The organism is Pseudoxanthomonas sp. F11, from assembly GCF_037046485.1.
Taxonomy (GTDB): domain Bacteria; phylum Pseudomonadota; class Gammaproteobacteria; order Xanthomonadales; family Xanthomonadaceae; genus Pseudoxanthomonas_A.
Map to the genome: position 1 here is coordinate 242095 of NZ_JBANLZ010000005.1, position 23034 is coordinate 265128.

Annotated in this window: 27 protein-coding genes; 14 read left to right on the forward strand and 13 right to left on the reverse strand. The window is 69.1% G+C overall.

Annotation, left to right across the window (positions count from 1 at the left end):
* Window positions 1-92 precede the first annotated feature (92 nt).
* The 4 genes from V8246_RS15815 to V8246_RS15830 form a co-directional block, all read right to left on the reverse strand.
* On the reverse strand, window positions 93-530 hold the full coding sequence (locus V8246_RS15815; protein WP_336190065.1) for a hypothetical protein: 438 nt from the start codon (window positions 528-530) through the stop codon (window positions 93-95).
* A 181-nt stretch (window positions 531-711) separates the two neighbouring features.
* The gene (thpR, locus tag V8246_RS15820) at window positions 712-1305 is read right to left on the reverse strand and encodes an RNA 2',3'-cyclic phosphodiesterase (RefSeq protein WP_336190066.1); all 594 of its coding nucleotides are present in this window, start codon (window positions 1303-1305) and stop codon (window positions 712-714) included.
* Between the two features lie 113 nt (window positions 1306-1418).
* The gene (locus tag V8246_RS15825; protein WP_336190067.1) at window positions 1419-3542 is read right to left on the reverse strand and encodes a M13-type metalloendopeptidase; all 2124 of its coding nucleotides are present in this window, start codon (window positions 3540-3542) and stop codon (window positions 1419-1421) included.
* Between the two features lie 152 nt (window positions 3543-3694).
* Complete coding sequence (locus V8246_RS15830) at window positions 3695-4486, reverse strand: HDOD domain-containing protein (RefSeq protein ID WP_336190068.1); 792 nt, start codon at window positions 4484-4486, stop codon at window positions 3695-3697.
* Window positions 4487-4869: 383 nt separating this feature from the next.
* Here V8246_RS15830 and V8246_RS15835 point away from each other — a divergent pair, with 383 nt between their 5' ends.
* Window positions 4870-5325, forward strand: coding sequence for a PA2169 family four-helix-bundle protein (locus tag V8246_RS15835; protein ID WP_336190069.1), 456 nt, complete (start codon window positions 4870-4872; stop codon window positions 5323-5325).
* Window positions 5326-5400: 75 nt separating this feature from the next.
* Here the strand turns inward: V8246_RS15835 and V8246_RS15840 are convergent, their stop codons facing one another.
* Together V8246_RS15840 and V8246_RS15845 are read right to left on the reverse strand one after the other, a co-directional pair.
* Window positions 5401-5667, reverse strand: a complete 267-nt coding sequence (locus V8246_RS15840; RefSeq protein ID WP_336190070.1) for a DksA/TraR family C4-type zinc finger protein — start codon at window positions 5665-5667, stop codon at window positions 5401-5403.
* Window positions 5668-5762: 95 nt separating this feature from the next.
* Window positions 5763-6689: a M14 family metallocarboxypeptidase gene (locus V8246_RS15845; RefSeq protein ID WP_336190071.1), complete on the reverse strand. Its 927-nt coding sequence runs from the start codon at window positions 6687-6689 to the stop codon at window positions 5763-5765.
* Window positions 6690-6813: 124 nt separating this feature from the next.
* Between V8246_RS15845 and V8246_RS15850 the strand changes: the two genes are divergently transcribed.
* Complete coding sequence (locus V8246_RS15850) at window positions 6814-7656, forward strand: SAM-dependent methyltransferase (protein ID WP_336190072.1); 843 nt, start codon at window positions 6814-6816, stop codon at window positions 7654-7656.
* Between the two features lie 22 nt (window positions 7657-7678).
* On the opposite strand, the gene V8246_RS15855 is transcribed toward V8246_RS15850, so the two are convergent.
* Window positions 7679-8992, reverse strand: coding sequence for an alpha/beta hydrolase (locus V8246_RS15855; protein WP_336190073.1), 1314 nt, complete (start codon window positions 8990-8992; stop codon window positions 7679-7681).
* 286 nt (window positions 8993-9278) lie between these two features.
* Here V8246_RS15855 and V8246_RS15860 point away from each other — a divergent pair, with 286 nt between their 5' ends.
* The 5 genes from V8246_RS15860 to V8246_RS15880 all read left to right on the forward strand — a co-directional run bounded on the left by V8246_RS15860 (window position 9279) and on the right by V8246_RS15880 (window position 11044).
* The gene (locus tag V8246_RS15860) at window positions 9279-9434 is read left to right on the forward strand and encodes a hypothetical protein (RefSeq protein ID WP_253460264.1); all 156 of its coding nucleotides are present in this window, start codon (window positions 9279-9281) and stop codon (window positions 9432-9434) included.
* On the forward strand, window positions 9431-9901 hold the full coding sequence (locus V8246_RS15865; RefSeq protein WP_336190075.1) for a YaiI/YqxD family protein: 471 nt from the start codon (window positions 9431-9433) through the stop codon (window positions 9899-9901). Before V8246_RS15860 ends, V8246_RS15865 begins: the two co-directional genes overlap by 4 nt.
* 8 nt (window positions 9902-9909) lie before the next feature.
* Complete coding sequence (locus V8246_RS15870; RefSeq protein WP_187574741.1) at window positions 9910-10221, forward strand: DUF6122 family protein; 312 nt, start codon at window positions 9910-9912, stop codon at window positions 10219-10221.
* Between the two features lie 278 nt (window positions 10222-10499).
* Window positions 10500-10823: a YkgJ family cysteine cluster protein gene (locus V8246_RS15875; RefSeq protein WP_336190076.1), complete on the forward strand. Its 324-nt coding sequence runs from the start codon at window positions 10500-10502 to the stop codon at window positions 10821-10823.
* An 11-nt stretch (window positions 10824-10834) separates the two neighbouring features.
* Window positions 10835-11044, forward strand: a complete 210-nt coding sequence (locus tag V8246_RS15880; protein ID WP_336190077.1) for a hypothetical protein — start codon at window positions 10835-10837, stop codon at window positions 11042-11044.
* 16 nt (window positions 11045-11060) lie between these two features.
* Here V8246_RS15880 and V8246_RS15885 read toward each other — a convergent pair whose 3' ends face one another.
* Together V8246_RS15885 and V8246_RS15890 are read right to left on the reverse strand one after the other, a co-directional pair.
* On the reverse strand, window positions 11061-12110 hold the full coding sequence (locus V8246_RS15885) for an LD-carboxypeptidase (RefSeq protein ID WP_336190078.1): 1050 nt from the start codon (window positions 12108-12110) through the stop codon (window positions 11061-11063).
* Window positions 12111-12169: 59 nt separating this feature from the next.
* On the reverse strand, window positions 12170-12352 hold the full coding sequence (locus V8246_RS15890) for a DUF2892 domain-containing protein (RefSeq protein WP_185895939.1): 183 nt from the start codon (window positions 12350-12352) through the stop codon (window positions 12170-12172).
* Between the two features lie 150 nt (window positions 12353-12502).
* Between V8246_RS15890 and V8246_RS15895 the strand changes: the two genes are divergently transcribed.
* Window positions 12503-13120 carry a dihydrofolate reductase family protein gene (locus V8246_RS15895; protein WP_336190079.1) on the forward strand — a complete coding sequence of 206 codons (618 nt, stop codon included), beginning with the start codon at window positions 12503-12505 and terminating at the stop codon, window positions 13118-13120.
* Window positions 13121-13196: 76 nt separating this feature from the next.
* Window positions 13197-13676 (forward strand): VOC family protein, encoded by a 480-nt coding sequence (locus V8246_RS15900; RefSeq protein WP_336190080.1) that lies wholly within the window; start codon window positions 13197-13199, stop codon window positions 13674-13676.
* Between the two features lie 12 nt (window positions 13677-13688).
* On the opposite strand, the gene V8246_RS15905 is transcribed toward V8246_RS15900, so the two are convergent.
* Window positions 13689-14216, reverse strand: a complete 528-nt coding sequence (locus V8246_RS15905; protein WP_336190081.1) for a hypothetical protein — start codon at window positions 14214-14216, stop codon at window positions 13689-13691.
* A gap of 172 nt (window positions 14217-14388) precedes the next feature.
* Between V8246_RS15905 and V8246_RS15910 the strand changes: the two genes are divergently transcribed.
* Genes V8246_RS15910 through V8246_RS15920 form a run of 3 tightly spaced genes read left to right on the forward strand, consistent with a single transcriptional unit; the run spans window position 14389 to window position 17131 of the window.
* A complete protein-coding gene (locus V8246_RS15910; protein ID WP_162111371.1) occupies window positions 14389-15537 on the forward strand; it encodes an SPFH domain-containing protein in 1149 nt (382 codons plus the stop codon).
* A 14-nt stretch (window positions 15538-15551) separates the two neighbouring features.
* Complete coding sequence (locus tag V8246_RS15915) at window positions 15552-16874, forward strand: TFIIB-type zinc ribbon-containing protein (RefSeq protein WP_336190082.1); 1323 nt, start codon at window positions 15552-15554, stop codon at window positions 16872-16874.
* Complete coding sequence (locus tag V8246_RS15920; protein WP_162111373.1) at window positions 16871-17131, forward strand: hypothetical protein; 261 nt, start codon at window positions 16871-16873, stop codon at window positions 17129-17131. The genes V8246_RS15915 and V8246_RS15920 overlap by 4 nt, the downstream gene beginning before the upstream one ends.
* A 208-nt stretch (window positions 17132-17339) precedes the next feature.
* Here the strand turns inward: V8246_RS15920 and V8246_RS15925 are convergent, their stop codons facing one another.
* Window positions 17340-18416, reverse strand: coding sequence for an AraC family transcriptional regulator (locus V8246_RS15925; protein ID WP_336190083.1), 1077 nt, complete (start codon window positions 18414-18416; stop codon window positions 17340-17342).
* A 191-nt stretch (window positions 18417-18607) separates the two neighbouring features.
* On the opposite strand from V8246_RS15925, the gene V8246_RS15930 reads away from it, so the two are divergent.
* Window positions 18608-19411, forward strand: a complete 804-nt coding sequence (locus V8246_RS15930) for a DUF2306 domain-containing protein (protein WP_336190084.1) — start codon at window positions 18608-18610, stop codon at window positions 19409-19411.
* Between the two features lie 92 nt (window positions 19412-19503).
* Here V8246_RS15930 and V8246_RS15935 read toward each other — a convergent pair whose 3' ends face one another.
* On the reverse strand, window positions 19504-20037 hold the full coding sequence (locus V8246_RS15935) for a hypothetical protein (protein ID WP_336190085.1): 534 nt from the start codon (window positions 20035-20037) through the stop codon (window positions 19504-19506).
* A gap of 390 nt (window positions 20038-20427) precedes the next feature.
* Between V8246_RS15935 and V8246_RS15940 the strand changes: the two genes are divergently transcribed.
* Complete coding sequence (locus V8246_RS15940; RefSeq protein WP_336190086.1) at window positions 20428-21618, forward strand: hypothetical protein; 1191 nt, start codon at window positions 20428-20430, stop codon at window positions 21616-21618.
* 290 nt (window positions 21619-21908) lie between these two features.
* On the opposite strand, the gene V8246_RS15945 is transcribed toward V8246_RS15940, so the two are convergent.
* Window positions 21909-22748, reverse strand: a complete 840-nt coding sequence (locus V8246_RS15945; RefSeq protein ID WP_336190087.1) for an amidohydrolase family protein — start codon at window positions 22746-22748, stop codon at window positions 21909-21911.
* Window positions 22749-23034: the final 286 nt, after the last annotated feature.

Consider the following 23034-nt stretch of genomic DNA (forward strand, 5'->3'; position numbering starts at 1 on the left):
GCTCCAGCAGGCGAAAGTCGACAGGCTCCGCGCGGATCAACGATGAACCCGCCGGCCGGGGCCGCGCACGCGGGCGCAGCCCCGGCGGCGACCTATTTCAGCTTCAACTCGCGGATCAGGTTGCTGCCCAGGATCTGCCGCATCTTGCCGCGATCGGCGTAGGCGGTGTTCGCCTGCGTCGTGCTCTGCCCGGTGATCCTGCTGGACACCGCTTCGGACCGGTCGCGCAGGCCATCGAAGGCGGCCATGTTCGGATAGACGACGGTCAGGTAGAGATCCGGCTCGTCCGGCCGACGCGCCTGCGTGGTGTACACCGCATAGTCCAGGATGATGCCGGCTTCCTTCTGCGCATCCATCACACGCTTGTACTGTCCCTGCAAGTGCGTCATGTAGTTGTCGAACTGGCCGTCCATGACCTTGACCGCGGTGACCTCCATCACCGGCCCTTCGGTGTAACTGCGGTCCTGCGCGGACAACGGGAGGCACAGCACGCACAGCAGCAGCGCCCACAGCAATGGCAAGGGTTTCATGTCGGAGTCCTCGTTGGGTGTTCGCCGGATGATTCCGGGTGCCCAGCTGAACGCGGCACGGCATCGTGCGTCGGCCATGCACACAGAGGAATCCGGCGCCGGGCCGACGAACGCACCCCGCGGGCGACCCTGTATTACACAGTCGCGTCCGGTCTCCCGGCGCTGCGCCCTGCCCGCCTGGCTAATCCGCCAGCGACCACTCGCCCAGGCACTGGTACTCCGGCTCGCCCTCGATCCCTTGGAGCAGGTGCACGGCCTGCGGATGCAGCACCACCGGCGTCACGTCCACCGGCGCGGTACGGGGGGGCACATAGGCCAGCGTCAGGTGCGGCACGAAGCTGCGGCCCAGCGGCTGCCGGAAGCCGGCCCGCAGCAGCCGCTGCTGCAATCCGCGCCAGAACGCCACCACCGCCGGCGAGGGGTGCAGCGCCGCCAGCGTCAGGGCCGGGTTCTTCGGATTGCCCAGGCACAGCAGGTGGTCAAGCGTGATGCCCAGCGGCTCGGGTTGCCAGTCGCGCATGGCCTCACGCGCCGAGGCCACCAGGTCTTCGCGCGGCCCCTCGCTTTCGCCGAGGAAATGCAGGGTCAGGTGGTAGCGCTCCGGACGCACCCAGCGCGCCTGCGGATAGTCCGCCTTGAGGTCTTCGGCCCGGTGCCGCAGTGCCTCGCATTCGCCCGGCGATGGCACGAGCGCGAAAAACAGGCGATGCAACCGGCCCGGCTGCGGGCTGCCGAACAGATCGCCTTGCTGGGATGACGCAGGGGTGGCGGGCATGACGCAAACGGCGTGGGGACGACGACAATGGCCTGCATCATCGGCGCGATGTCCATGCCGTGCAACCCGCGGCGGGCGGGACGTACGCGTCCCGCCTCTCTACCCTCACCGCATCACCAGATCCGCACGCGGTCCTGCGGGGCGATGTACAGCGCGTCGCCGGGCTTCACATCGAAGGCGTCGTACCATGCATCGATGTTGCGCAGCGGTGCGAAGGCGCGGATGTGGCCGGGCGAATGCGTGCCGTTGACCAGCTGCTGGCGAAGTGCGTCGTCGCGCCACAGCGTGCGCCATACCTGGCCCCAGCCCATGAAGAACCGCTGGTCGCCGGTGAAGCCGTCGATCACCGGCGCCGGCTTGCCGCCCAGCGAACGGTGGTACGCCTCCAGCGCGATGGTCAGGCCGCCCAGGTCGCCGATGTTCTCGCCCATCGCCACGCGGCCGTTGATGCGCATGCCCGGCAGCTGCGGGAACGCGTATGCCTCGTACTGCGCCCCCAGCTTGGCGGCCTGCGCTTCGAACTTGGCCGCGTCTTCGGCCGTCCACCAGTCGCGCAGCACGCCCTGGCCGTCGGACTTGCGGCCCTGGTCGTCGAAACCGTGGATGATCTCGTGGCCGATCACGCCGCCGATGCCGCCGTAGTTCACCGCCGGGTCCGCATCCGGGTCGAAGAACGGGGGCTGCAGGATGGCGGCCGGGAACACGATTTCGTTCTTCACCGAGTTGTAGTACGCATTCACCGTCTGCGGGGTCATGCCCCACTCGCCCTTGTCCACCGGCTGGCCGATGCGTGCGCGGCGGAAATCCCATTCGAACTGGCCGGCACGCTGCGCATTGCCGAACAGATCGCCGTTCTTCACCACCAGCGCGCTGTAATCGCGGTATTTGTCGGGATGGCCGATCTTCAGGCCGAAGCCGGCCAGCTTGGCATGCGCCTCGGCCTTGGTGGCCGGGCTCATCCACGCCAGTGCGTCAAGGCGCGCGCCCATGGCCGCCTTCACGTTGGCGACCAGCGCATCCATCTTCGCCTTGGCCTCGGGGGGGAAGTACAGCTTCACGTAGTCGCGGCCGATCGCCTCGCCCATCGCGGATTCGGCGAAGGCCACGCCGCGCTTCCAGCGCTCGCGCTGCTGCGGCTGGCCGGACAGGAACTTGTCGCGGAATTCGTACTGCGCCACCGAGAAGTCCTTTGACAGCAGCGGTGCCGCATCGTCGGCCGCGTGGAAGGCCTGCCAGGCCTGCAGCGTGGCGATGTCGGTGTCGGCGAAGATCGCCGCGATCTTCGGGATGGCGCTGTCCTGACGGATCACGGCGCGGCCGGCGCCCTCGACACCGGCGGCCGTGAAGAAGTCCGCCCATGGGAACCCGGGCGCCTTGCTGGCGAAATCCGCCATCGCCATCGGGTTGTAGGTCTTGTCGCGGTTGCGGCTCTCGGCGCGCGTCCAGTGCGCCTCAGCGATGCGGGTCTCCAGCGCGAGGATCGCCTTCGCGTTCTCCTGCGGCTTGTCCCAGCCCGCGAGCTGCAGCATCTGCGCGATGTAGGCTTCGTAGCGCTCGCGTTGTGGCTTGAAGGTGTCGCGCAGGTACATCTCGCGGTCGCCCAGACCCAAGCCACCCTGGCTCAGGTACAGCGTGTAGCGGTCCGGATCCTTCTGGTCGTCGCTGACGCCCAGGTTGAAGAACGTGTCGTAGAAGCTGCCGCGTCGGCCCATCAGCCTGGCCAGTGCGTTCTTGTCCGTCGCCGCGCGGATGTCGGCCAGCACGGGCTGCAGCGGTTTGGCGCCCAGCGCATCGATCGTCGCCTCGTCCATGAAACCCCGATAGAGCGCTGCGATCTTGGCGGCATCCCCGCCGGTGGCCGGATCGCCCAGCGTGTAGCCTTCGACCAGTACGCGCAGGCGCGCTTCGGACAGGTCGCGCAGGATGGCGAAGCCGCCGTAGCTGGAACGGTCGGCCGGGATCTGCGTGGTGTCGGCCCAGGTGCCGCTGACATAGCGGAAGAAATCCGTGCCCGGCCTGGCCTGGCGGTCCATGCCCGCCGTATCGATGCCCCAGCTGCCGAAGCGCCTGGCCGCGATCGTCGTGCCGGCGGCGGCCGTGCCGCCTGCGTCGGCTCCGGCGAGCAGCGACTGCAGCGTGCAGGCGTCATCCAGGCACGCGCGGTCTTCGTGGGCTGCCAGCGGGGCTGCGGCAGCCAGGGCCAGCAAGGTGGCGGCGGATAGCAGGGTCTTCTTCAAAGCGGATCTCCGTGAACGGGTGCGGGCACGCGGCCCGCGCAGGCGTGTCCGCAAGGATACCCGCGTCACCGGGATCGGCCCCGTGCCGGAAGGAATAGCGAAGGCATCCGCCCCGCCCGCCACCGCCCGACGCGCGCTGGCGAAGGCGGCGCTCAGGCGGCATCCGCCTGCGCCGCACCTTCCAATCCGGCGCTGGCCTGTGCTGCCGCGGTTGCCAGAACCCAGGCCAGCGACCCCATGGCCGCGGCGCCCTGATCCCGTTGACCCGCCAGCGCCTCGATGACGGGCGCGGACAGGCCCCAGGCGCGGGCGATGGCACCGCCCATGCGGGGAGACCAGCGCTGGAACAGCCGCCGCAGCGAGATCGCATCGGGCAGCGCGCCACCGGTATCCGCGCAGGCATCGCGCAGCGCCTGCACCACCACGATCGCACCCAGGCCCTGCTGCAGGGCCGCCAGTTGGGCAGCGAATACCTGTTCCCTGCCGCTGGGGCGCGCCAGGCCGGCGGCGATCACCGCCGTATGCTGCGTATGGTCCCAGATCAGGTGCGGCAGGCGCCCGAACACGCCGCCCTCCGCACGCATCACGGGCTGCATCAGCGCCACGGCCACGAGATGGCGCAATCCTTCCACGCCCACCACCGCCACGGCACGGTCCAGGCTTTCGATCGCCGCGCCATGCCGACGGTACAGCGCGCTGTTGGCCAGCTTCAGCAGATTCGCCGCCAGCGCCGGATCGCGCGCGATGATGCCGGCGATGTCGCGGCCCGAGGTGTCCGGATCGTTCAGGGCACCCAGCAATTGCGGCAGCAGCTGTGGACGCCGCGGCAGGCGCTGCGGGTCGTCGGCGAAACGCGCGAGCGCGGCCCTGGCCGCGCCGATGATGGGCAGACTCTCCTGGGGCGCCAGCGTGGGCACGCCCTCCAGGCCGGCGAGTCTGAGCAAGGTGCCCGCCCATTCCTCCGCGACCTCGGTCCGCTCGCCGCTCCCCGGCGGCTGGCCCTCTTCACACGCATTCGCCCGCGAGGCGGAAGGCGGTCCACTCGACCGCACCTGCCTCCACCAGCGCGTCATCTTCTTCAGCAGTGGCACGGCAGCCGCCATTCTTCTCCGGTTCGACGCCGTTCTATCGGCCGACCGGTGCGGGACTTGAACGCAGTGAACGGTCGTCGACGACACGTGCTCACACCCTCATTACGTCCGCTTCGCACGCTGCGCACGTTGGTGAACGCTTCCTTCGCCCGGTCACGCGATGTTGATGCCGCGTGCGCCACGGTGTCGTGCACGGGCACCGTGCCCTGTCCAACACATCCCCCAAAGGAGTTCTGATGAACACGCAAAAGAAGATCCAGCACAGCCTCAACGATCTGATCGAGATCGCCCGCGACGGCCACGACTTCTATACCGAAGCCGCAGGCAAGGTGAAGGATGCCGAACTGTCGGCGTTGTTCATGCGGATCGCAGGCGTCAAACAGGACATCGTCACGCGCCTGAGCGCGGTGGTGGCGTCCGCGGGCGGCAAGCCCGCCGAGCACGGTACGATGGTGGGCAGCATGCAGCAGTTCTACGGCAAGGTCCGCGCCGCACTGGGCGACACCACCTATGGCTACGTGGCCGAACTCGAAGAGTCCGAGGACCGCCTGCTGAAGGCCTTCAACGAGACCATCGGCGACGAGGACACCCCCGCCGCCGCGCGCGCCGAAGCGCAGGCGCTGCTGCCCCGCGTGCGCGAATGCCACGACGTCATGCGCGACCGCAAGCAGGTACTCAAGCGCGCCAGCTGATCCCTGCACGGCCTGAGAAAACAGAAGCCCCGCATCGGCGGGGCTTCTGCTGTGCCCATGACAGCCGCTCACGCATCAGCGCAACTGGCTGTCTTTGCTGCCGCGGCGGTTGTAGGTCGCGGCGCCCTGGGCGTCGGCGTCCGCCGCCTCCTGACAGGTCACGCACAGCCTTACGCCTGGGACCGCCTTCTGCCGCGCAAGGGGAATCGGCTTTTCGCATTCCTCGCATCGGGTCAGGCTGGGGCCCTTGGGCAAGGCACGACGCGCGCGTTCGATGCCGTCCTTGACGGTCGCGTCGATCTGGTCCTGCACGGCGCCATCGCCGGCCCATCCGGTTGCCATGGTCGTCTCCTCATGGATCCTGGTCGCCGGCCCAGCTTACGCCGCCGTCGACCCCGGATCTTCACGAAGCAGGATGGGGTCGCAACCGCCCCGCTTCAACCGTGCGCCAGCGCGTAATCGATCGCCGCCACCACCGCCGCCACCTGGGCATCGTTGCACTGCTGCGGCGTGGCTTTCGGGCTGTCGGGATAGACCTCGGTGATGGTGGTGTAGCGCGCATCGGTGATGCCGGTGCACAGGCCAAGCGACCTCACCGGATACTCGATGACGCCGTCGGCCACCACCGGCGAACCGATGATCTGGCCCTGCGCGTCGGCCGGCGCGATGTGGGTGACGGCGGCGACCGCGGCGATCACCGCGCGCTGGAACTCCGGCTGCCGTCGCTCGCTGTCGTCCACCAGATAGAACCCGTCCGGGATCCCGCCCGGCTCGAACGGCTTGCCGTCGCGCGCGGCCAGCGCGGGCCGGAACTCGGATTCGTCGCTGTCGGTGGTTTCATGCAGGTCGATGTGCATCAGTACCCGTTCCCTGAGCGGCGCGACCAGCGCGATCAGCGCCGCCGACTCCTGCGCAGGACTGTCGGCGCGGAACGAACGGTTGGGATCCAGCGCATCGGCATTCCAGCGATGGATGCGCTCATAGCCCCACGGACTGACGCACGGCACCACCAGCAGGTTGGCCCTGCCCGCGTAGTCGCCGGCGCGCTGTTCGAGGAACTGCAGCGCACCATGCACGCCACTGGTCTCGTAGCCATGCACGCCGCCGGTGACCAGCATCGTGGGCAGACCGTCGTCCCAGTCGCGGCTGCGGGCGGCGTACAGCGGATAGGTTTCGCCGGGACCGTAGTCGATCGTGCCGTACTGCTGCACGTCGAAACGCCCGCGCAACGCATCGATCGCCACGCCGACATCGTCCACGTAGCGGCGCCGTACGCGCTGCTGCGCGCGCCACTGCGCCTTCTCTGCCGCGCCCCACGGCTGGCCCGGGGTACCGATGGGATGGAAGCGCGCTGGCAGGTTCATGGCGACGGCGAGGTGTGCACAAGGGGTCGGCACTATACCAGCGGGGTCCGCGATGCCGGCTGCCCTGTCATCCGCAGGCCATCGCGGCGAAAATGCGGGCCTGCTTCCTGCGCGCGACATCCCTATGCTCCGCTACACCGGACCCCTGCTCACCCGCGACACCGCCCTCGTTCTCCTTGCCGCCCGCGAGTGTGGCGAGGCGCGCTGGGCGGGCTCGCTCGACCTCGGACGTACCCAGGGCGAGGCGTCGCTGGAGGACGACGGCTGGCGCTGGCACGGCATCGCCTACCCGTATCCCGGCAAGCTCAAGGACCGGACGCTGTACTGGTGGGATGGCGAGAACTTCGCGCCGGTGTCGCGCTATGCGGGCTCGCTGATCAAGCTGGTGCCCACCGGATGGGGTGTGCCCACGTTCGAGATCGACGGCATCAAGATGCTTCCGACGTCCAGGGAGTCGCCGCTGGACGATGCGCAGCGCAAGGTCGCGCTGGTGGAGCCGCGGGGCAAGGTGGTGCTCGATACCTGCGGCGGCCTCGGCTACTTCGCCGCCTGCTGCCTGGCGGCCGGCGCCACGCGCATACGTTCGTTCGAGAAGAACGGGGACGTGCTCTGGCTGCGCACCCTCAATCCCTGGTCGCCGGACCCGGACGCTCCCGAACACCAGGGTCGCCTTGAGCTGACGCATGCCGATGTGTCGCATGCCATCGGCGACGTCCCGGATGCATCCATCGATGCCGTACTGCACGACCCGCCGCGCTTCGGCATCGCCGGGGAACTGTACTCGCAGGCGTTCTACGACCAGCTGGCGCGCGTGCTGCGCCGTGGTGGCAGGCTGTTCCATTACACCGGCAGTCCCAACAGGCTCACCAGCGGGCGTGACGTGCCGGGCGAAGTGGCGAAGCGGCTGGAGAAGGCCGGCTTCAGGGCACAACGGGCACTGGATGGCGTGGTCGGTCTGCGGCGCTGATGGCACCCGGTCCCACCGCCGCTCACGGCGGCAGGATCTTCCAGAAGATGCCCGCGCCCAGCCTCACCGACTGCAGCGGCTTGCGCTGCGCCGCGGGCTGGTTGGCGCGGAACATCTCGCGGATGTCGCCCATCACCTTGTCCGATTCCATGAAGTAGGAGTGCGCCAGCACGCTCTGGTCCACGCCGGAGACGTCGATGGTGTCCACGCCGGAAATCAGCAGCACGCCTTCGCTGGTATCGCCTGCGCGTGGCCCGCGGTTGACCTGCTTGGAGGCCTTCAGCGCCAGGTCCTCGGACGAGGCATAGAGGGTGACGCGTCCGCTGGCCTGGCGCAGGACGGGGGCCAGTTCGGTGCGAAACACGTTGGCATCGATGTCGGGCGCAGCCAGGATGATGCCGCGGAAGCGGCCGCGCAGGTCGGGCCGCTTCACCACCAGGTTGCGCAACGCCTGGGTCAGCCCACGCGTGCCCATGCTGTGGCCGATGATGTAGAGGTTCTGCGCGCCGGAACGATCGGCCATGTCGGCCAGGAAGCCTTCGATCATGGGTACCGAGCGCGCGATCGTCCGCTCATCGGTGAAGTAGCCCGCCAGTGCCGCCTGCGACGGCCAGCTGTAGAACACCGGCGCGCCATCGAAACGCAGGTCGTACGCCAGCTGCGCCGTGCGCCGGGCCGCATCGCGGAAGCTGACGTTGTAGCCGTGCACGAACACGAAGGCGTTGCGGCCACGGGATGCGCCCACGCGGTCGTACAGACGGGCGAAGAACGGTGATTTCTCCAGCCGCGCGACGTCCTGCAGGATGACGTGCTGCTTGGGGTCTTCCTTGAATTCCAGCAGGTACCAGCGCGGCGACTCCAGCTCGCCCGCCACGTGGGACTTCGGGATGCTGATGCGGGCCGTGCCGTAGGCCAGCTGGCGCGCCGGCGAGGCCGTGAAGCGGTCGCCCGGCGGCAGGCTGGCGAACGTCGCCGCGGGTGCGCGGTTGGTGGCATAGAACACGTCGACGTTGACGAAGTCCTGTCGCGGCGGCTTGCCGGACTGCGCGGCTTCCCGTTCCCGTGCCGCCCGCTCGGCGGCCTGGCGCTCGGCATCGGCGGCGCGTTCCTGCTGGGCGCGGACTGCCGCTTCCGCGGCGGCCCGTCTCGCGGCCTCGGCGCGTGCAGCAGCCTCGGCGGCGCTGCTGGGTGGCGGTGGCGGTGGCGGTGGCGGCGGTGGAGGAGGTGGCGGCGCCGGGATCTCCTCAGGGGGAGGCGGCGGCAGCTCCTGGACGATACGTTTCGAACAGCCGGCCAGCACCAGGGCCGCCAGCAACAGGCAGAGCATTCGCCGCATTGATCACCCCATCGAAAGACGCCATGGCCGTCCACGTCCCCCGGGACGGCCCGCGCGGTGATGGTATAGCAGCGCGGAGGGGCGGCGTGAACCTCGGCGCCCCTCCCGCCAGGGCGGCCTGGCTGCGCATTCCGGCGACCTGGCGGGTGCCGGCGGCAGCGCGAAGTCCTTGAAAACAGGCGCGGGGCCCTTTCCCTCGCACGCCCAACGGTAATGCGGGCTATCGTGTGCGCCTGCGGACCGCGCTCCTGATCCGTCTCCTCCTTTCTCCGGATACCCTCTGCCCATGGCAAAACCCAATTACTCCTTCGAGAAACGCCAGCGCGAACTGGCCAAGAAAAAGAAGAAAGACGAGAAGGACGCCAAGAAGCGGGCCGAGCGCGAGGCCGCCCGCCCCGACGCCGATCCCGCCGCGACCGGATCCGACACCGCTTCCGAATGAGTGAGGGCATCCCCGCGGCGCCGCAGGTCTGGGTGGATGCCGACGCCTGCCCGGGCCCCGTGAAGGAGATCCTGTTCCGCGCCGCCGAGCGCGCGCAGGTGCAGGTCACCCTGGTCGCCAACCAATGGCTGCGTACCCCGCCCTCGCGCTTCATCCGCGCGCTGCAGGTACGGGGTGGCTACGACGTGGCCGACGATGCCATCGCCGAGCGGGCGCGCAGCGGCGACCTGGTGGTGACCCAGGACATCCCGCTGGCGGCGCGCGTGCTGGCCAACGGCGCCCAGGCGATCAACCCGCGCGGGGACCGCTACACGCCCGACAACATCGCCGAGCGCCTGTCGATGCGGAACTTCATGGACGAGCTGCGCGGTGCGGGCGTGCAGACCGGCGGACCGGCCGCGTTCAACAGCCGCGACCGCCAAGCCTTCGCCAGCCAGCTGGACCGCTGGATCGCCGCGCGACGCTGATGCCTGAACTGGAGTTCCGCCCCGTCTTCCACCTGCTGCTGCACGTCATCGTGCCGCTGGCGGTGGCGCGCCTGGTCTGGCCGAAGGACTGGAAGCGTGCGGCGCTGTGGATGCTCGCTGCCTGGGTGATCGACCTCGACCATCTGCTCGCCGACCCGGTCTACGCGCCGGGCCGCTGCAGTCTCGGCTTCCACCCGCTGCACACCTGGCCGGCCATCGCCGTGTATGCGGGCCTGAGCGTGCCGAAGAAGACGCGCTGGTTCGGCGTCGGCCTGCTGATCCACATCGTGCTGGACGGGATCGACTGCCTGCTGATGTAGCGCCTCCACCCTGCGCGCCGGGCCGGAGTCTGACCGGTGCGTTCAGGTCCGGGCGTCCCTGGCGGGCGCCGGGGGCCGCAAGCGCGTAGGATGGCCGGGCTTCACTCTTTGCGTCCCGTCCGACCGCCGACAACGTTCGCCCGCTGCGCTTTCCTCCATGCGTCAGGCCCCGCCGGGCAGACGCCCTTCCGGGAGCGCCCGATGCCGGCCACACCGTTATCCCTCGTTTCCCGTCCCGTGGCGGGCGCCGCCTCATCGCGTCGACCTCCGGTGCCCGCATGAACGCCGTCGCCGTCGCCGTCGCCACGGTCCCGCTGTGCGCGCGCTGCGACGCGGTGTGCTGCCGCCTGACCGTGGTGCTGCAGCCGGAAGACCGCATTCCCGCGCACCTCACCACGCATACCGACGCGGGGCTGCACGTGATGGCGCGCGACGAGGAGGGCTGGTGCGTGGCCATCGACGCCGCGCACATGCACTGCTCCATCTATGCCACACGCCCGGACACCTGCCGACGCTTCGTGATGTCCGGCCCCTACTGCCGAGACGTGCGCGAAGACTACCTCGACCGCACCTCGCGCGGCATCCCTCTCATCTTGTACTGACAGGAGCCCCCATGGCCCGCCCCCGCAAGACCACGCCCGATGGCGTCCCCGCACCCGATGCGTCCCGCGGTGCCAGCCGCGCTTTCGCGCGCCGCCCCGCCGGCGATCGCGGCGCCCTGACCCACGATGTCATCGCCGCGGACCTGGACGCTTTCCGCCAGGCCGGTGGCACCATCGAGGTCCTGGGCACCACGCTGTCCTGGCGGAAGAAAGCCGTCTAGCGCCGCCTGGCAGGGGCTAGCCCGCGAACACCGGCTCAAGCATCCGGAACGTGCCCGCGTCCGCGTCCATTTCCACCCGGCCGCCGACCGGCACGATGAACTGCTGGCGGATGTGGCCGATCATCGCGCCTCGATAGGCGGGCACCTTCAGCGGCTTGAAGTAGTCGTCGAAGATCTCCGGCAGCGTCAGCGAGCCGTAGCCGTTGCCCGGGTCGCACTCGGTGCACTCGCCGAAAATCACGCCGGCCACCTGGTCCAGCGCCCCCATCAGGCGCAGCGTGCTGAGCATGCGGTCGATGCGGTACGGCGCTTCGGACACGTCTTCCAGGAACAGGATCTTGCCGCGGAAATCCGGCAGGTACGGCGAGCCGGCCAGCGCCACCAGTACCGACAGGTTGCCGCCCACCAGTTCACCCTGCGCCTTGCCGCCGGTGATGGTGACCGTACGGTTGCGTCGCTGCACCAGTTCGTCGCCCTTGTCGGCACTGTTGCGGTATTCCATCTGTTCGCGCTGGAAGAACACACGGCGGAACTGGTCCGCATTGAAGCTGTTCCAGCTGCCGATGCCGATGGGGCCGTGGAAGCTGACCAGTCCGGCCTGCGACAGCAGCGCGTTGTGCAGCGCGGTGATGTCCGAATACCCCAGCAGGATCTTCGGATGACGGCGGATGGCCGCGTAGTCCAGCAGCGGCAGCAGGCGCGCCGCGCCGGAACCGCCGCGTGCGCAGACGATCGCCTTGACCTCGCGGTCGGCGAACATCGCGTTCAGGTCGCCCGCGCGCTCGGCGTCGCTGCCGGCCAGATGCCCGCGCCGGGCGCCCAGATGCGGCCCCACCTTCACCTTCAGACCCAGGGCCTCCATCGCTTCCTGCGCCAGCTGCAGGTCCAGCGGCTCGTCGGTGGCGGCGGATGGGCTGACCAGGCCGATGGTGTCGCCGGGATTCAGTGCCGGCGGCAGCAGGCGCCTGCGCGGCGCCGCCGCGAACGCCTGCGCGCCGCCGACCCACGGCAGCATCAAGGACGTGGCGGCCAGTACCGCGCTCCCGAGGAAATGTCGTCTGTGCATGGTGCTGCCTGTCGATGGACTGCAGGCAGCTTAACAAGCCGGCGTGGGCGCGTGCCCCGTCAGCGCTTGCAGGTGTTGACGCCCAGCAGACCGTACAGCGGGCAGAAATTGAACAGGCCGGTGACCAGCGGCACCACGCCGACCCACGCCCAGACCGGTCCATCGGCCAGCGCCCAGCCGATCAGCAGCACGCCCACCACGATGCGGGCCCATTTGTCGAAACCGCCTACGTTCGCCTTCATCCGCGCACTCTCCTCATCCGATGAGGGCAGCATGCGCGCGCCACGACCGGCCGGCATTGATCGCGATCAACTCCGCGCCGTGTCGAATCCGCCCTGCCCCGCTCGTCGCTCATGCAAGGCGGACCCCACCGATCCGCACGGACACCTCCCATGCGCACGCTCATCGCCGCCGTCATGATCAGTCTGGACGGCGTCATCCAGGCCCCCGGCGGGCCCGGCGAAGACCGCAGCGGCGGTTTCGCCCTGGGCGGCTGGGCCTGGCCCTACGCCAGCGACGGCGACGCGATGGACGGGCTGTTCACCCGTCCCTTCGCGCTGGTGCTCGGACGCCACACCTACGACATCTTCGCCGGCTACTGGCCGCAGGTCGCCAGCGACGCCCCGCACGGCGCCATCGCCGATGCCTTCAATGCGGCGACCAAACACGTCGCCACGCATCGCCCGGACACCCTGACATGGGCCCACAGCCATGCGCTGGACGGCGACGTGGTCGACGCGCTGCGCGCGCTCAAGCGCACGGACGGCCCCGACCTGGTGATCCAGGGCAGCAGCGTGCTGCTGCATCAGTTGCTGGCCCGCGATGTCGTCGACGAACTGCGCCTGCTGGTCTATCCGATCGTGCTGGGCCGCGGCAAGCGCCTGTTCGATGACGGTGCGCAGGCGGCCGCCTTCCGTGTGGCCGGCACGCGCGCCACGCCGACCGGCGTGATCGTCAGCCGCTACGTTCGCGAGGGCGATGTCCGCACCGGCTCCTTCGCCACCGGCTGAGCCCGTTGCCCGCTTCACCCTGTCTTTCCCCACGGACGCAAGGCGCCGCCTCGCCTCACCAACCCTGGAGCATGCCATGACCCCGAAGAACACCCTCTGCCTGTGGTTCAACCACGACGCCGAAGAAGCCGCCCGCTTCTACGCGGCCACCTTCCCCGACAGCCGGGTGAAGGCCGTGCACCGTGCACCGGCCGACTATCCCAGTGGCAAGGAAGGCGACGTGCTGACGGTCGAGTTCACCGTCTGCGGCATTCCCTGCATCGGCCTGAACGGCGGCGATGCCTTCGCCCACAGCGAGGCGTTCTCGTTCCAGATCGCCACCGACGACCAGGAGGAGACCGACCGCCTGTGGAACGCCATCGTCGGCAACGGCGGCCGCGAAAGCGCCTGTGGCTGGTGCAAGGACAAGTGGGGCCTGAGCTGGCAAATCACCCCGCGCGTGCTGACCGACGCCATGGCCCATCCCGACCGCAGCGTCGCCCGGCGCGCGTTCGAAGCCATGATGACGATGGGCAAGATCGACGTCGCGAGGATCGAGGCCGCCGTCCGCGGCTGAGACGCGCGTCGCTCAAAGACACAGGTGATCATGCAGGGCGCGCCGCACGCGTTCGGCGTAGGCCTGCGAGCCGTAGCAGCCCGCGTCGAACACGCCGCCCGGGCCGGCGGTGGCCGCCAACCCCGAGAACGTGGGCCGCGGCACGATGACGACCTGCCATGGCGCTTCGTCGTGGTCGCTGTCCTGACGGCGGCGCACCTCGACAGCCGCCACGTTCGTCGCGCTCAGGCGGTTGCTCGTCGACCGGCCCCATGCGCGGCGCTGGACAACAATGGTGTGGGGCGCGTACGTCCAGGTGTCGCCCCAACCGGACAACCCGGCACGGATGAACTGCACGCCGACGTAGCACGCACCGCCCACGATGACCGCGAAGAACGGCGAGGTGATGTTGAGCGGCCACAGGCCACGGCCGAGTTCCCATAGCGTCACGCCGATGGCGAGGGCACCGGCGAGCACGCAGCCCACGCGCACCGGCCACGGAAACGCGCGCCGCACCAGCGGCAGGTCGGATTCCAGGGCGTCGATGTCATCGTGGGCCATGCAGGAGGGTAGCCAGAATCCGCCTTCCCCGGTCACCCCGGCACGCGCCCGGCCGGGCGACACGATGCCCCCGACTCACATGACCTCTGCGCCATGACCGCCGCATGCCGCTCTGTATACTCGGTCACACTCGGCGGGTGCCCCTACCCGCCTCGAATCACGGAGCGATGTCATGGGTCTTGTACAGGCGGTGGTGGGTGCGGTCGGTGGCGTGCTGGGCGACCAGTGGAAGGATTTCTACACGGTGCCGCAGGGCCTGCCGGCGACGGCGGCGCTGTTCGCCGCGGTGCCGCAGGGCACCAATGCCGGCCGCGGATCCAACACCAGCGGTTCGACCAACATCATCACCAACGGCTCGAAGATCGTCGTGCCCGAGGGTTACGGCCTGCTGCTGATGCAGGATGGCGCCATCACCGCGTTCGTCGCCGAGCCGGGCGGCTACGAATGGCGCTCGGATGACATCAACTCCAAGTCGATCTTCGCCGGCGACGGCCTGGTCTCCACCTTCATCACCCAGAGCTGGGAGCGCTTCAAGTTCGGCGGCCAGCCGGGCTCGCAGCAGGCGGCGTTCTTCGTCTCGCTGAAGGAACTGCCGGACAACCGCTTCGGCACCCAGTCCGAGATCTACTGGGACGACGGCTTCCTCAACACCCAGGTCGGCGCGATCACGCGCGGCACCTACACGCTGAAGATCGTCGACCCCATCCTGTTCGTGAAGAACTTCGTGCCGGCCAGCTACCTGCAGCCGGGCAAGGTGTTCGACTTCACCGACCTGGACAACGCCGCCGCCAGCCAGCTGTTCAACGAAGTGGTGGGCTCGCTGGCGCCGGCCTTCAGCCTGTATACGAACGATCCGTCCAAGGGCAACCGCATCACCAAGATCCAGCAGGACTCGCTGGGCTTCGCGCAGAGCCTGTCCGCTGCAGTGGAGCAGGGCTATCACTGGAGTTCGGACCGCGGCCTGGCCATCGTCAAGACCGCCATCGTCTCCATCGAGTACGACGCCAACACCCGTGAACTGCTGAAGACCGTGCAGCGCGCCGATGCGCTGTCCGGTTCGCGCGGCAATTCCAACCTGCAGGCCAGCGTGGCCCAGGGCATCCAGTCCGCCGGCGAGAACGGTGGCGCGGCCGGCCTGATGGGCATCGGCATGGCGTCCGGCATGATGGGCGTCGGCGGGCTGCAGCAGCCGGCCACGCCGGCCGCCCCCGCCGCGGACGATCCGGTCGCCAAGCTGCAGAAGGCCAAGCAGATGCTCGACCTGGGGCTGATCACCCAGGCCGACTACGACGCGCTGAAGGCGAAGGCGCTGGGCCTGTAGTCCGCCTGCCGTCCATGTCCACCCCGAACCGTCCGGCGCCCCCGCCGCTGCCGCCGGCCCCGCCCACGGGGCCCGGCTCGCCGCAGGAGGTGCCGCCGCTGCCCGGCAACTTCCCGATCGATCCCGCCACCCTGCCCGACGCCATCCGCGAGGAGATCGAGGCGCCCGATCCGGTCGCCATCGACACCGCCTCGGCCGAGCTGCGCGACGGGCAGAACCACTGCCCGAAGTGCGGCGCCACCGACATCCGCCACAAGATCGGCAGCGACCTGCTGGTCTGCCTGTACTGCCGCCACGAGTGGGACGGCGCGCGCGTGGAGGAAGCCTTCGGCTTCGGCACCGGCCATGCCGACCTGCGCGGCACGGTCATCGCCTCCGGCGCGCGCGACATCGATGCCGATGCGGCGGCACTGATGACCTTCAAGTGCACCGGCTGCGGTGCCGAGGTCACGGTCAACACCGAGAACGCGATGACCGCGCGCTGCCACTGGTGCCGCCACGTGTTCGGCGTGAACGAGCAGATCGCCAACGGTGCCGTGCCCGATGCGGTGCTGCCGTTCCACATCAGGAAGGACGATGCGGTGGCGCGCATCCGCCAGTTCGTCGACAAGCGGCGGATGTTCGCGCTGAAGGCCTTCAAGGAACAGTTCACGCCCGAGAACGTCGTCGGCGTGTATCTGCCCTACATGATCGTGGACGGCAACGCGAGCGCCGAGGTGTCGGGCAAGGGCGAGATCCTGATCCGCCGCTACACCCGCGGTACCGACAAGAACAAGAAGACCTACTACGACGCCGATCTCTACCAGGTCGAGCGGCAGGTGGACTTCACCGTGGACGACCTGCCGCTGGAATCCTCGCGCGAACGCGGCAACCTGGACACGTCCGTCAACACCCAGAACATCATCAACACCATCCTGCCGTTCGACACCAAGAACGCGGTGAAGTGGAACGCCTCCTATCTGTCCGGCTTCACCTCGGAGAAACGCGACACCGACGTGGAACAGCTGCGCCCGCGTCTGGAGGACCAGCTGCTGTCCATCGCCCGCGCGCAGGTGGAGGATTCGGTGCGCCGCTACGACCGCGGCGTGCGCTGGGAACAGGAACGCCTGGACGTGCACGGCACGCGCTGGGTATCGATGTACCTGCCGGTGTGGCTGTACTCGTACCACCAGCCCGGCAAGAACGGCGGCCTGCTGCACTACATCGCGGTCAACGGCCGCACCGGCGAGACCATGGGCAGCGTGCCGGTGCAGCACTGGAAGCTGCTGCTGGCGGCGCTGACGGTCGGTACCTTCCTCGAGGGCATCGCCCTCGCCATCCTCTGGGCAGGCGCATGAGCGACGACAACGGTCTATGGCTGCTGGCGCTGGGCCCCGCGGGCGCCAGCGCGCTGTACTGGGCGCTGTACCGCTACTACCGCAACACCGACAAGTCGCACGCCTTCGAGCGCGAGACCGACGTCGTCGCCCAGCCGGTCACCGGCTCGGACCGCAAGATCGACGAGATCCGCGGCACTCAGCGCAGCGGCATCGACGGCGACAACGTCCACGCGTACCGGCAGCGCGTGCAGCGCGTGCGCGGCGACAGCGGCTAACGGGGCCACGTGCGGGGGCGGGATACCGCTTGCGTAGGCTGGGTTGGCTCCATCAACCCAGCATCGCGCAATCCTTGAGATCGCAGGATCCCTGCGACACGCAGGCCGGCTTGCCAACCCAGAGGCTGCACTTGATCGACGAAGGGCGCCGGGTTTGGTAACTCGGCCTACGACAAGCGCTGCCCCGCATCACGCCAGCAGCTCCCCGCTAGGACATCTCCAGCCCGGCGCGCGCGGTGGTGCGGTGCGCGGCGCGATACGCCGTCGGGGTGCAGCCCGTCGCCGCCTTGAATGCGCGGTTGAACGGGCCCAGCGAGGCGAAGCCGGCATCGCCGCTGATGTCGAGGATGGTCGCGTCGTCGTCCGCATCGGCAAGCCGCGCGCAGGCATATGCGATGCGGTGGCGGTTGATCATCTGGTTGAAGTTCTTCTCGCCCAGTCCCTGGGTGATCAGGCGACTGAGCCGGTGTTCGGCGGTGCCGAGGCGATGGGCGAGATCGGCGACTTTCAGTTCGGGTTCGCGGTACACCTGCAGCGTGTCGAGCTGGCGCTGCAATGCGCGCGCCAGCCGCGCATCCTCGTCGCTGAGCGGACCGGGCACCGCGCGCGGTGTGGGCTGCGACGCGACGATCGCCACCGGGACACGGCGGCGGTGCCACAGCGCGGCATGGGTGAACAGGATCATCGCCATCGCGCACAGCGGGATCGCCCCGGCGCGCACCGACGCGAGCCACGGCCAGGCGGCGGCAAACGCACCCAACAGCGTGGCGGTCAGCACGCAGGTGGCGAACAGCAGCATGAAGGCCACGCGCAGGCGGCGTTCGGCGCGGGGCAGCGACGACCAGCCGCCGCGCAGCGCTTCCAGGAAGGTCAGTGCCAGCAGGGTGGAACTGGCCAGCGTCAGCAGGCTTTCCACGCCCGCCACCCACGGCGACACCGCGCCGTGCGTCCCCAGCGTGCCGCCCCGGTAGGCCGCGATCAGCAGCGCCACACCGCCGGCCACCAGCACGTGCACGCGGGACACCCCACCGTCGCCGCGGAACAGCGCCCGCGACACCAGCCAGAAACCGTTGCAGGTCGCACTGCCGCCGATCGCGACCGCCCAGCGCATCCACGCGGGCGCGCCGTCCATCCAGGGCGACATCAGCGACAGCGCCATCGACCCGCTGACCACCGCGAACACGATCTCGGCATCGCGCCGCGCGCGTTGCCCCACCAGCACCAGCAGCGACGCCACCGCCACCGCGACGGCGGCACCGGTGGTGATGGCCTGCCATTCCTGCATGATCGCGCCCTCCTGATGACGGCCGAAGCGTGCAACGGCGCGGCACGGGCCGCCAAGCGCCATCGGTCATGCCCGGCCACACGCTGAATGCCGAATCGACACGGGCGATCCGGCTGGCCGAATTCCGAATCGGCAGGACGCAGGCGGGCGTCGCCCTCCATCGTGCGGGCCTTTCCCACCGGAGCCCCGCCATGCCTGTCCCCGCGTCCCTGCCCTTCCCCTCCCGCCTGCTGTCGCGCGGCGCCACCGCCTGGTTCATTGCCGCCACCCTCGGGCAATGGGCGTTCGTGGCCTTCATCGTGCTGTTCTTCGGCGGGCCGGTACTGGACGGCGATCTGGCACCGCTGAACGCCAAGCCGCACGTCACCGGCTACGTGCCGGGCGATGTGATGGGCAACCTGCAGTTCGTCGGCCATGCGCTGCTGGCCGGCCTCGTGACCTTCGCCGGGGCGTGGCAGCTGATGCCCGCACTGCGCCGGCGCTGGCCCACGCTGCATCAATGGAACGGCCGGGTGTTCCTGTCGGTGGCGCTGGTGGTGACCCTGACCGGCTTCTATCTGGTCTGGGTGCGCGGCTCGCAGCTCGGCCCGGCCAGCAACCTGTCGATCTCGTTGAACGGGCTGCTCATCGTGGTCTTCGCGCTGCTGGCCTGGCGCAGTGCGCGGGCCAGGGATTTCGCCGCGCACCGGCGGCATGCGCTGCGCGCGTACCTGCTGGTGAACGGGGTGTGGTTCCTGCGCATCGGCATCATGCTGACCGGTCTGGTCCTGGCGCCGCTGGGCATCACGATCGACTACACCGGCGCGCCCTTCATCCTGGTCAGTTTCGGCAGCTGGATGGTGCCGATGGCGGTGCTCGCGCTGTACTTCAGCGCGGAACGTTCGCACCGCGCGGGCATCAGGATCGCGATGGGCGCCCTGCTCTGGCTGCTTGCGCTGCTCACCCTGGCAGGCAGCGCGGCGGCGATCGCTTTCATGTGGTGGCCCGTGTTGTAGTCGCGACCTCGCTGCTCCGCAGGCCGGGTTGCCAAACCCAGTGCCCGGGATTGCACCGCGCTCGGCGGGGTTTGCAACCTTGCCTGCGCGGCTTAGGGGGCGTCACCGGGAACCCCGGACAGACAGTCCTCCATCCACGGCTCCGCCAGCAGCGCTTCACGCCGGTCGTCCGCCATGCGCACGGCGTGGTAGTAGGCGAAGCAGGAGCCGTCCGCACGCGTCAGATCGGAAAGCTGGCCCTTACAGATCCGCAGCGGCTTGTCGATGCGCTGCCAACCGTCTTCGCATTCGATATCGGACTCGACGCTTTGACGACCGCACACGTGCGTGCGCCGCGCCTCCGTGGACGAGTCGGCGCGCGCGACGATCCTGCCCGAGTACTCTTTTCCGGAAGGGAAATGAAACCAGGTGCCGCAAATGCGGCGGCCACGTTGCAGTAGCACGTAGCGACTGCATTGATCGGATGGGGTCTCGCCTGGGCACGCCTCCCATTCGCCAGCGAAGGGACCACCCTGTGGCGTTGCAGAACTGTGGTGCGGCACAGGCGGCGCGGATGCGCCCGCTTTGATGCCTGCCTGAAGGGTACCGAGTCCAGTACATCCTTCCAGCGCCAGCAGCAGAAACATCGTCCACATACGCATCCAGAATCCCTCCCGACGAGCGTTGTTGCATGCTATGGCGCGATCAGATCCTCCACAACCGCCGTCATTCACAGCGGTGACGGCAGTGGCTGCCGGCCTTGCTCACGGCCCCGGTAGCGCGGCGGCGATGCTTTCATGGGGTGGTCGGTGCTGTAAGGGCGCCCTCGCTCCTCCGTAGGCTGGGTTGCCGAACCGAGCGCCCAGGATTGCACCGCCCCCGACGGGGTCTGCAACCCAGCCTGTGTGGCTGCAGGGTGCGCAGCTCCGACTATTGACAGCTTTCCGCCCCCCCATGCAGGCTCGTGCCCTGGCTAATTCGGGGACAGCCGCATGTTGATCGCAGCCTTGGGGAGCGCGACGGGAACGATCGCGCGCATGTTCACCGCACGTCCTGGCCACCGCGCCCACGTCCTGCCTTCCCGCTGGCTGTTGATGCTGTTGGCCTTGGCCGGCACGTTGCATGCGCAGGACAAGGCGGCGGACGCCGATTTCGTACGCCATTTCCCCGCGCCCGAACAGGTCCGCACCGACATCGCCGACCGCCGCGGTGACGCCAAGCCGGAAGAACTGGTCGGCCGGGAGGCCGGCCGCCTGTTGATGCTGGGCCAGACGCTGGAACAGTTGTATGGCGGCAACCTGCGGCGCGCACCTGCCGCCGTGCAGGCGCTCCACGCGGACTATCTGAAGGCCTATGAGCGGATCCATGGCAACGAACGCCAGGCCCTGATCGCGGAAGACTGCTCGCCGCCCACCCGCCTGTTGGGCAACTGCGTGCGCGAGAACTACTTGAAGGCGGAAGGCGACTACAAGTTCGGGTTCGATGCCACCGTCGAAGCCGCCGAGCTGTACATGCCGGAAGCGTACCGGTCGCGCTTCATCGACGCATCGCCGGGCCAGCTGACGCGGAAGTGGACCGCGGAGAACCGTGCGCGGCGGGCGGCCGGCGCGGACGACGCACAGGCCGAGGGCGCCGGCATGGGCCTGGGCACCTGGCTGCTGGTCGGCGGCGGCGCACTGCTGGCCCTGCTGTTGTTCGCCGTGCTGCGCCCGCGCCAGCGTGGGCCCTCGCGCACCCTGGAAGAACTGCAGACCTCGGTCAGGACCGGCACGGTGGTCGACAGCAACCTGTGGTCCGAAACCCGCTTCACCTCCACCACCCAGACCTCCGGCGGCGGCGGCCACATCCATGGCGGCACGGGTTATGTCGCCGCTCCGCAGAGCACCACCACGGTCAATTCGCATGCGGTGGAGAACCTACGTCTGTTCGTCCGCGAGGACGATGGCACCGAATTCGACGCCTCGTTCAGCGAACTCGGTTTCGGCGCACGCAATGGCCACCGCGTCAGCGTGATCTTCGCCGCCTTCCCCAACGACCAGGGCGCGCTGGCCCCGCAGCCGATGGCCCTGGTCAACCACAGCACGCAGAAACACAAGATGCTCTGGGGCCGCGTGTCCTGGATCGTGAAGAACGACCGCAAGCTTTCCGAACAGGTCCTCGCGCATCTCAGGGCGCTCACCCAGCAGGTCGCCGACGCCGGCTCGCCGTCGCCCTCACCCTTGCCATAAGCCTCGCCAGCGGGGCGCGGCCTTGCCCGGCTGTCCGCGATGACCAAGCGACGCTTCGCCTGCCGGGTCTACGCGTAGGCGGACGCCTCACCGCCCAAACAACCTCACCGCATGGCGACTGCCGGCACTTCGCCTTCTCGTAGCGCTCCAGCCGCTCGAACGCCTCCACCGAGGCGCCCACGCCGATCTGCGGGGCGTTCCGTAGGCTGGGTTGCCAGACCCAGCAGCGCGAGATCCCCCAAAGCGCGGGGTTTGTCAGCCCGGCCTACGACGGCATGGCCGAACGCGGATCAGCGCCCGAATAGCCTCATCGCATTGCCGCTGCGGATCTTCGCCTTCTCGTCGGCGGTCAGGTCCAGGCGTTCGAAGGCGTCGAGGGTGCGGCCCAGACCGATCTGCGGGTAGTCCGAGCCCAGCAGCACGTGGTCCAGGCCCACGTTGCGCAGGGTCCAGAGGAATTCCTCTTCCACCGGCGAATCGGCCACCACCAGCACGGTGGCGGAGATGTCGAAGTAGAGGTTGTCGAAGCCGAAGCCGTCGGCGGTGCGGGCCAGGGCCAGGATGTTCCAGAAGCGGAAGTTCAGGCCGCCGATGTGGGCGAGGATGAACGTCGTCTTCGGTACGCGCACCACCAGGTTGAACAGCTTCTCGCTGTCGCCGGGCAGGATGTTGGCGTTGTCCATCAGCACGGTGATGCCGAGTTCGCCGGCGCGGCGCGCGAGGGCCTCCACCCGCGGGTCGGCCACGTCGAAGCCCTGGGTGTGGGCGTGGATCTTCAGCACCTTCACGCCGGCGGCGGCCACGCGGGCCAGTTCGGCCAGGGCGGCGTCGCCGTCGTAGGGGTGCACGGTGGCGATGGGCAGCACGTCGGGGTGGGCGGCGGCCAGGGCGATCACCTTGTCGTTGCCGGCGCGGATCTTGGCCAGGTCGCCCTGTCGGGCCTGGTGGGGGCCGCCGAACCACATGGCGCCGATGCCGGACAGTTGCAGGCCGGCGGCATGGACCTTGTCGCGGTATTCGCGCAGGGAGGTTTCGCCGTCGCGCAGGTGGACGTGCACGTCGAACACGGGCGTGGCGGCCAGGGCAGTGGGCGGAGTCAGGCAAAGCAGCAGGAGCAGCGTGCGCAGCATGCGCCGTCTCACAACAAGGGGATGGGCGCATGGTGCCATGACGGCACCTTCGTACGCGTCAACACATTGGCGACGGCAGCGGGTGGGCAACCTGGACCGGCTGCTGCGCACCTCACACCATTCTGGACGCGTCGGAGCGACGCTTCGCATGGCGCTGGCCTTCTTGCTGACGCCTCATGTGCGGCGTTGCCGGTGCCCTCTGAAGACGGCGACGGGCGAAGCCGGAGGGACGGCGGTTCCCGCCCCGCGCTAGCGAAAGACGCCGGGACCGCGACACCCGGCGCCC

Bases quoted from the DNA above. Each gene is read 5' to 3' on its own strand.
- V8246_RS15815 (WP_336190065.1), bottom strand. From the start codon at position 530: ATGAAACCCTTGCCATTGCTGTGGGCGCTGCTGCTGTGCGTGCTGTGC.
- thpR (WP_336190066.1), bottom strand. From the start codon at position 1,305: ATGCCCGCCACCCCTGCGTCATCCCAGCAAGGCGATCTGTTCGGCAGC.
- V8246_RS15835 (WP_336190069.1), top strand. From the start codon at position 4,870: ATGAACACGCAAAAGAAGATCCAGCACAGCCTCAACGATCTGATCGAG.
- V8246_RS15840 (WP_336190070.1), bottom strand. From the start codon at position 5,667: ATGGCAACCGGATGGGCCGGCGATGGCGCCGTGCAGGACCAGATCGAC.
- V8246_RS15845 (WP_336190071.1), bottom strand. From the start codon at position 6,689: ATGAACCTGCCAGCGCGCTTCCATCCCATCGGTACCCCGGGCCAGCCG.
- V8246_RS15850 (WP_336190072.1), top strand. From the start codon at position 6,814: ATGCTCCGCTACACCGGACCCCTGCTCACCCGCGACACCGCCCTCGTT.
- V8246_RS15855 (WP_336190073.1), bottom strand. From the start codon at position 8,992: ATGCGGCGAATGCTCTGCCTGTTGCTGGCGGCCCTGGTGCTGGCCGGC.
- V8246_RS15860 (WP_253460264.1), top strand. From the start codon at position 9,279: ATGGCAAAACCCAATTACTCCTTCGAGAAACGCCAGCGCGAACTGGCC.
- V8246_RS15865 (WP_336190075.1), top strand. From the start codon at position 9,431: ATGAGTGAGGGCATCCCCGCGGCGCCGCAGGTCTGGGTGGATGCCGAC.
- V8246_RS15875 (WP_336190076.1), top strand. From the start codon at position 10,500: ATGAACGCCGTCGCCGTCGCCGTCGCCACGGTCCCGCTGTGCGCGCGC.
- V8246_RS15880 (WP_336190077.1), top strand. From the start codon at position 10,835: ATGGCCCGCCCCCGCAAGACCACGCCCGATGGCGTCCCCGCACCCGAT.
- V8246_RS15885 (WP_336190078.1), bottom strand. From the start codon at position 12,110: ATGCACAGACGACATTTCCTCGGGAGCGCGGTACTGGCCGCCACGTCC.
- V8246_RS15890 (WP_185895939.1), bottom strand. From the start codon at position 12,352: ATGAAGGCGAACGTAGGCGGTTTCGACAAATGGGCCCGCATCGTGGTG.
- V8246_RS15895 (WP_336190079.1), top strand. From the start codon at position 12,503: ATGCGCACGCTCATCGCCGCCGTCATGATCAGTCTGGACGGCGTCATC.
- V8246_RS15900 (WP_336190080.1), top strand. From the start codon at position 13,197: ATGACCCCGAAGAACACCCTCTGCCTGTGGTTCAACCACGACGCCGAA.
- V8246_RS15905 (WP_336190081.1), bottom strand. From the start codon at position 14,216: ATGGCCCACGATGACATCGACGCCCTGGAATCCGACCTGCCGCTGGTG.
- V8246_RS15910 (WP_162111371.1), top strand. From the start codon at position 14,389: ATGGGTCTTGTACAGGCGGTGGTGGGTGCGGTCGGTGGCGTGCTGGGC.
- V8246_RS15915 (WP_336190082.1), top strand. From the start codon at position 15,552: ATGTCCACCCCGAACCGTCCGGCGCCCCCGCCGCTGCCGCCGGCCCCG.
- V8246_RS15920 (WP_162111373.1), top strand. From the start codon at position 16,871: ATGAGCGACGACAACGGTCTATGGCTGCTGGCGCTGGGCCCCGCGGGC.
- V8246_RS15925 (WP_336190083.1), bottom strand. From the start codon at position 18,416: ATGCAGGAATGGCAGGCCATCACCACCGGTGCCGCCGTCGCGGTGGCG.
- V8246_RS15930 (WP_336190084.1), top strand. From the start codon at position 18,608: ATGCCTGTCCCCGCGTCCCTGCCCTTCCCCTCCCGCCTGCTGTCGCGC.
- V8246_RS15935 (WP_336190085.1), bottom strand. From the start codon at position 20,037: ATGTTTCTGCTGCTGGCGCTGGAAGGATGTACTGGACTCGGTACCCTT.
- V8246_RS15940 (WP_336190086.1), top strand. From the start codon at position 20,428: ATGTTCACCGCACGTCCTGGCCACCGCGCCCACGTCCTGCCTTCCCGC.
- V8246_RS15945 (WP_336190087.1), bottom strand. From the start codon at position 22,748: ATGCTGCGCACGCTGCTCCTGCTGCTTTGCCTGACTCCGCCCACTGCC.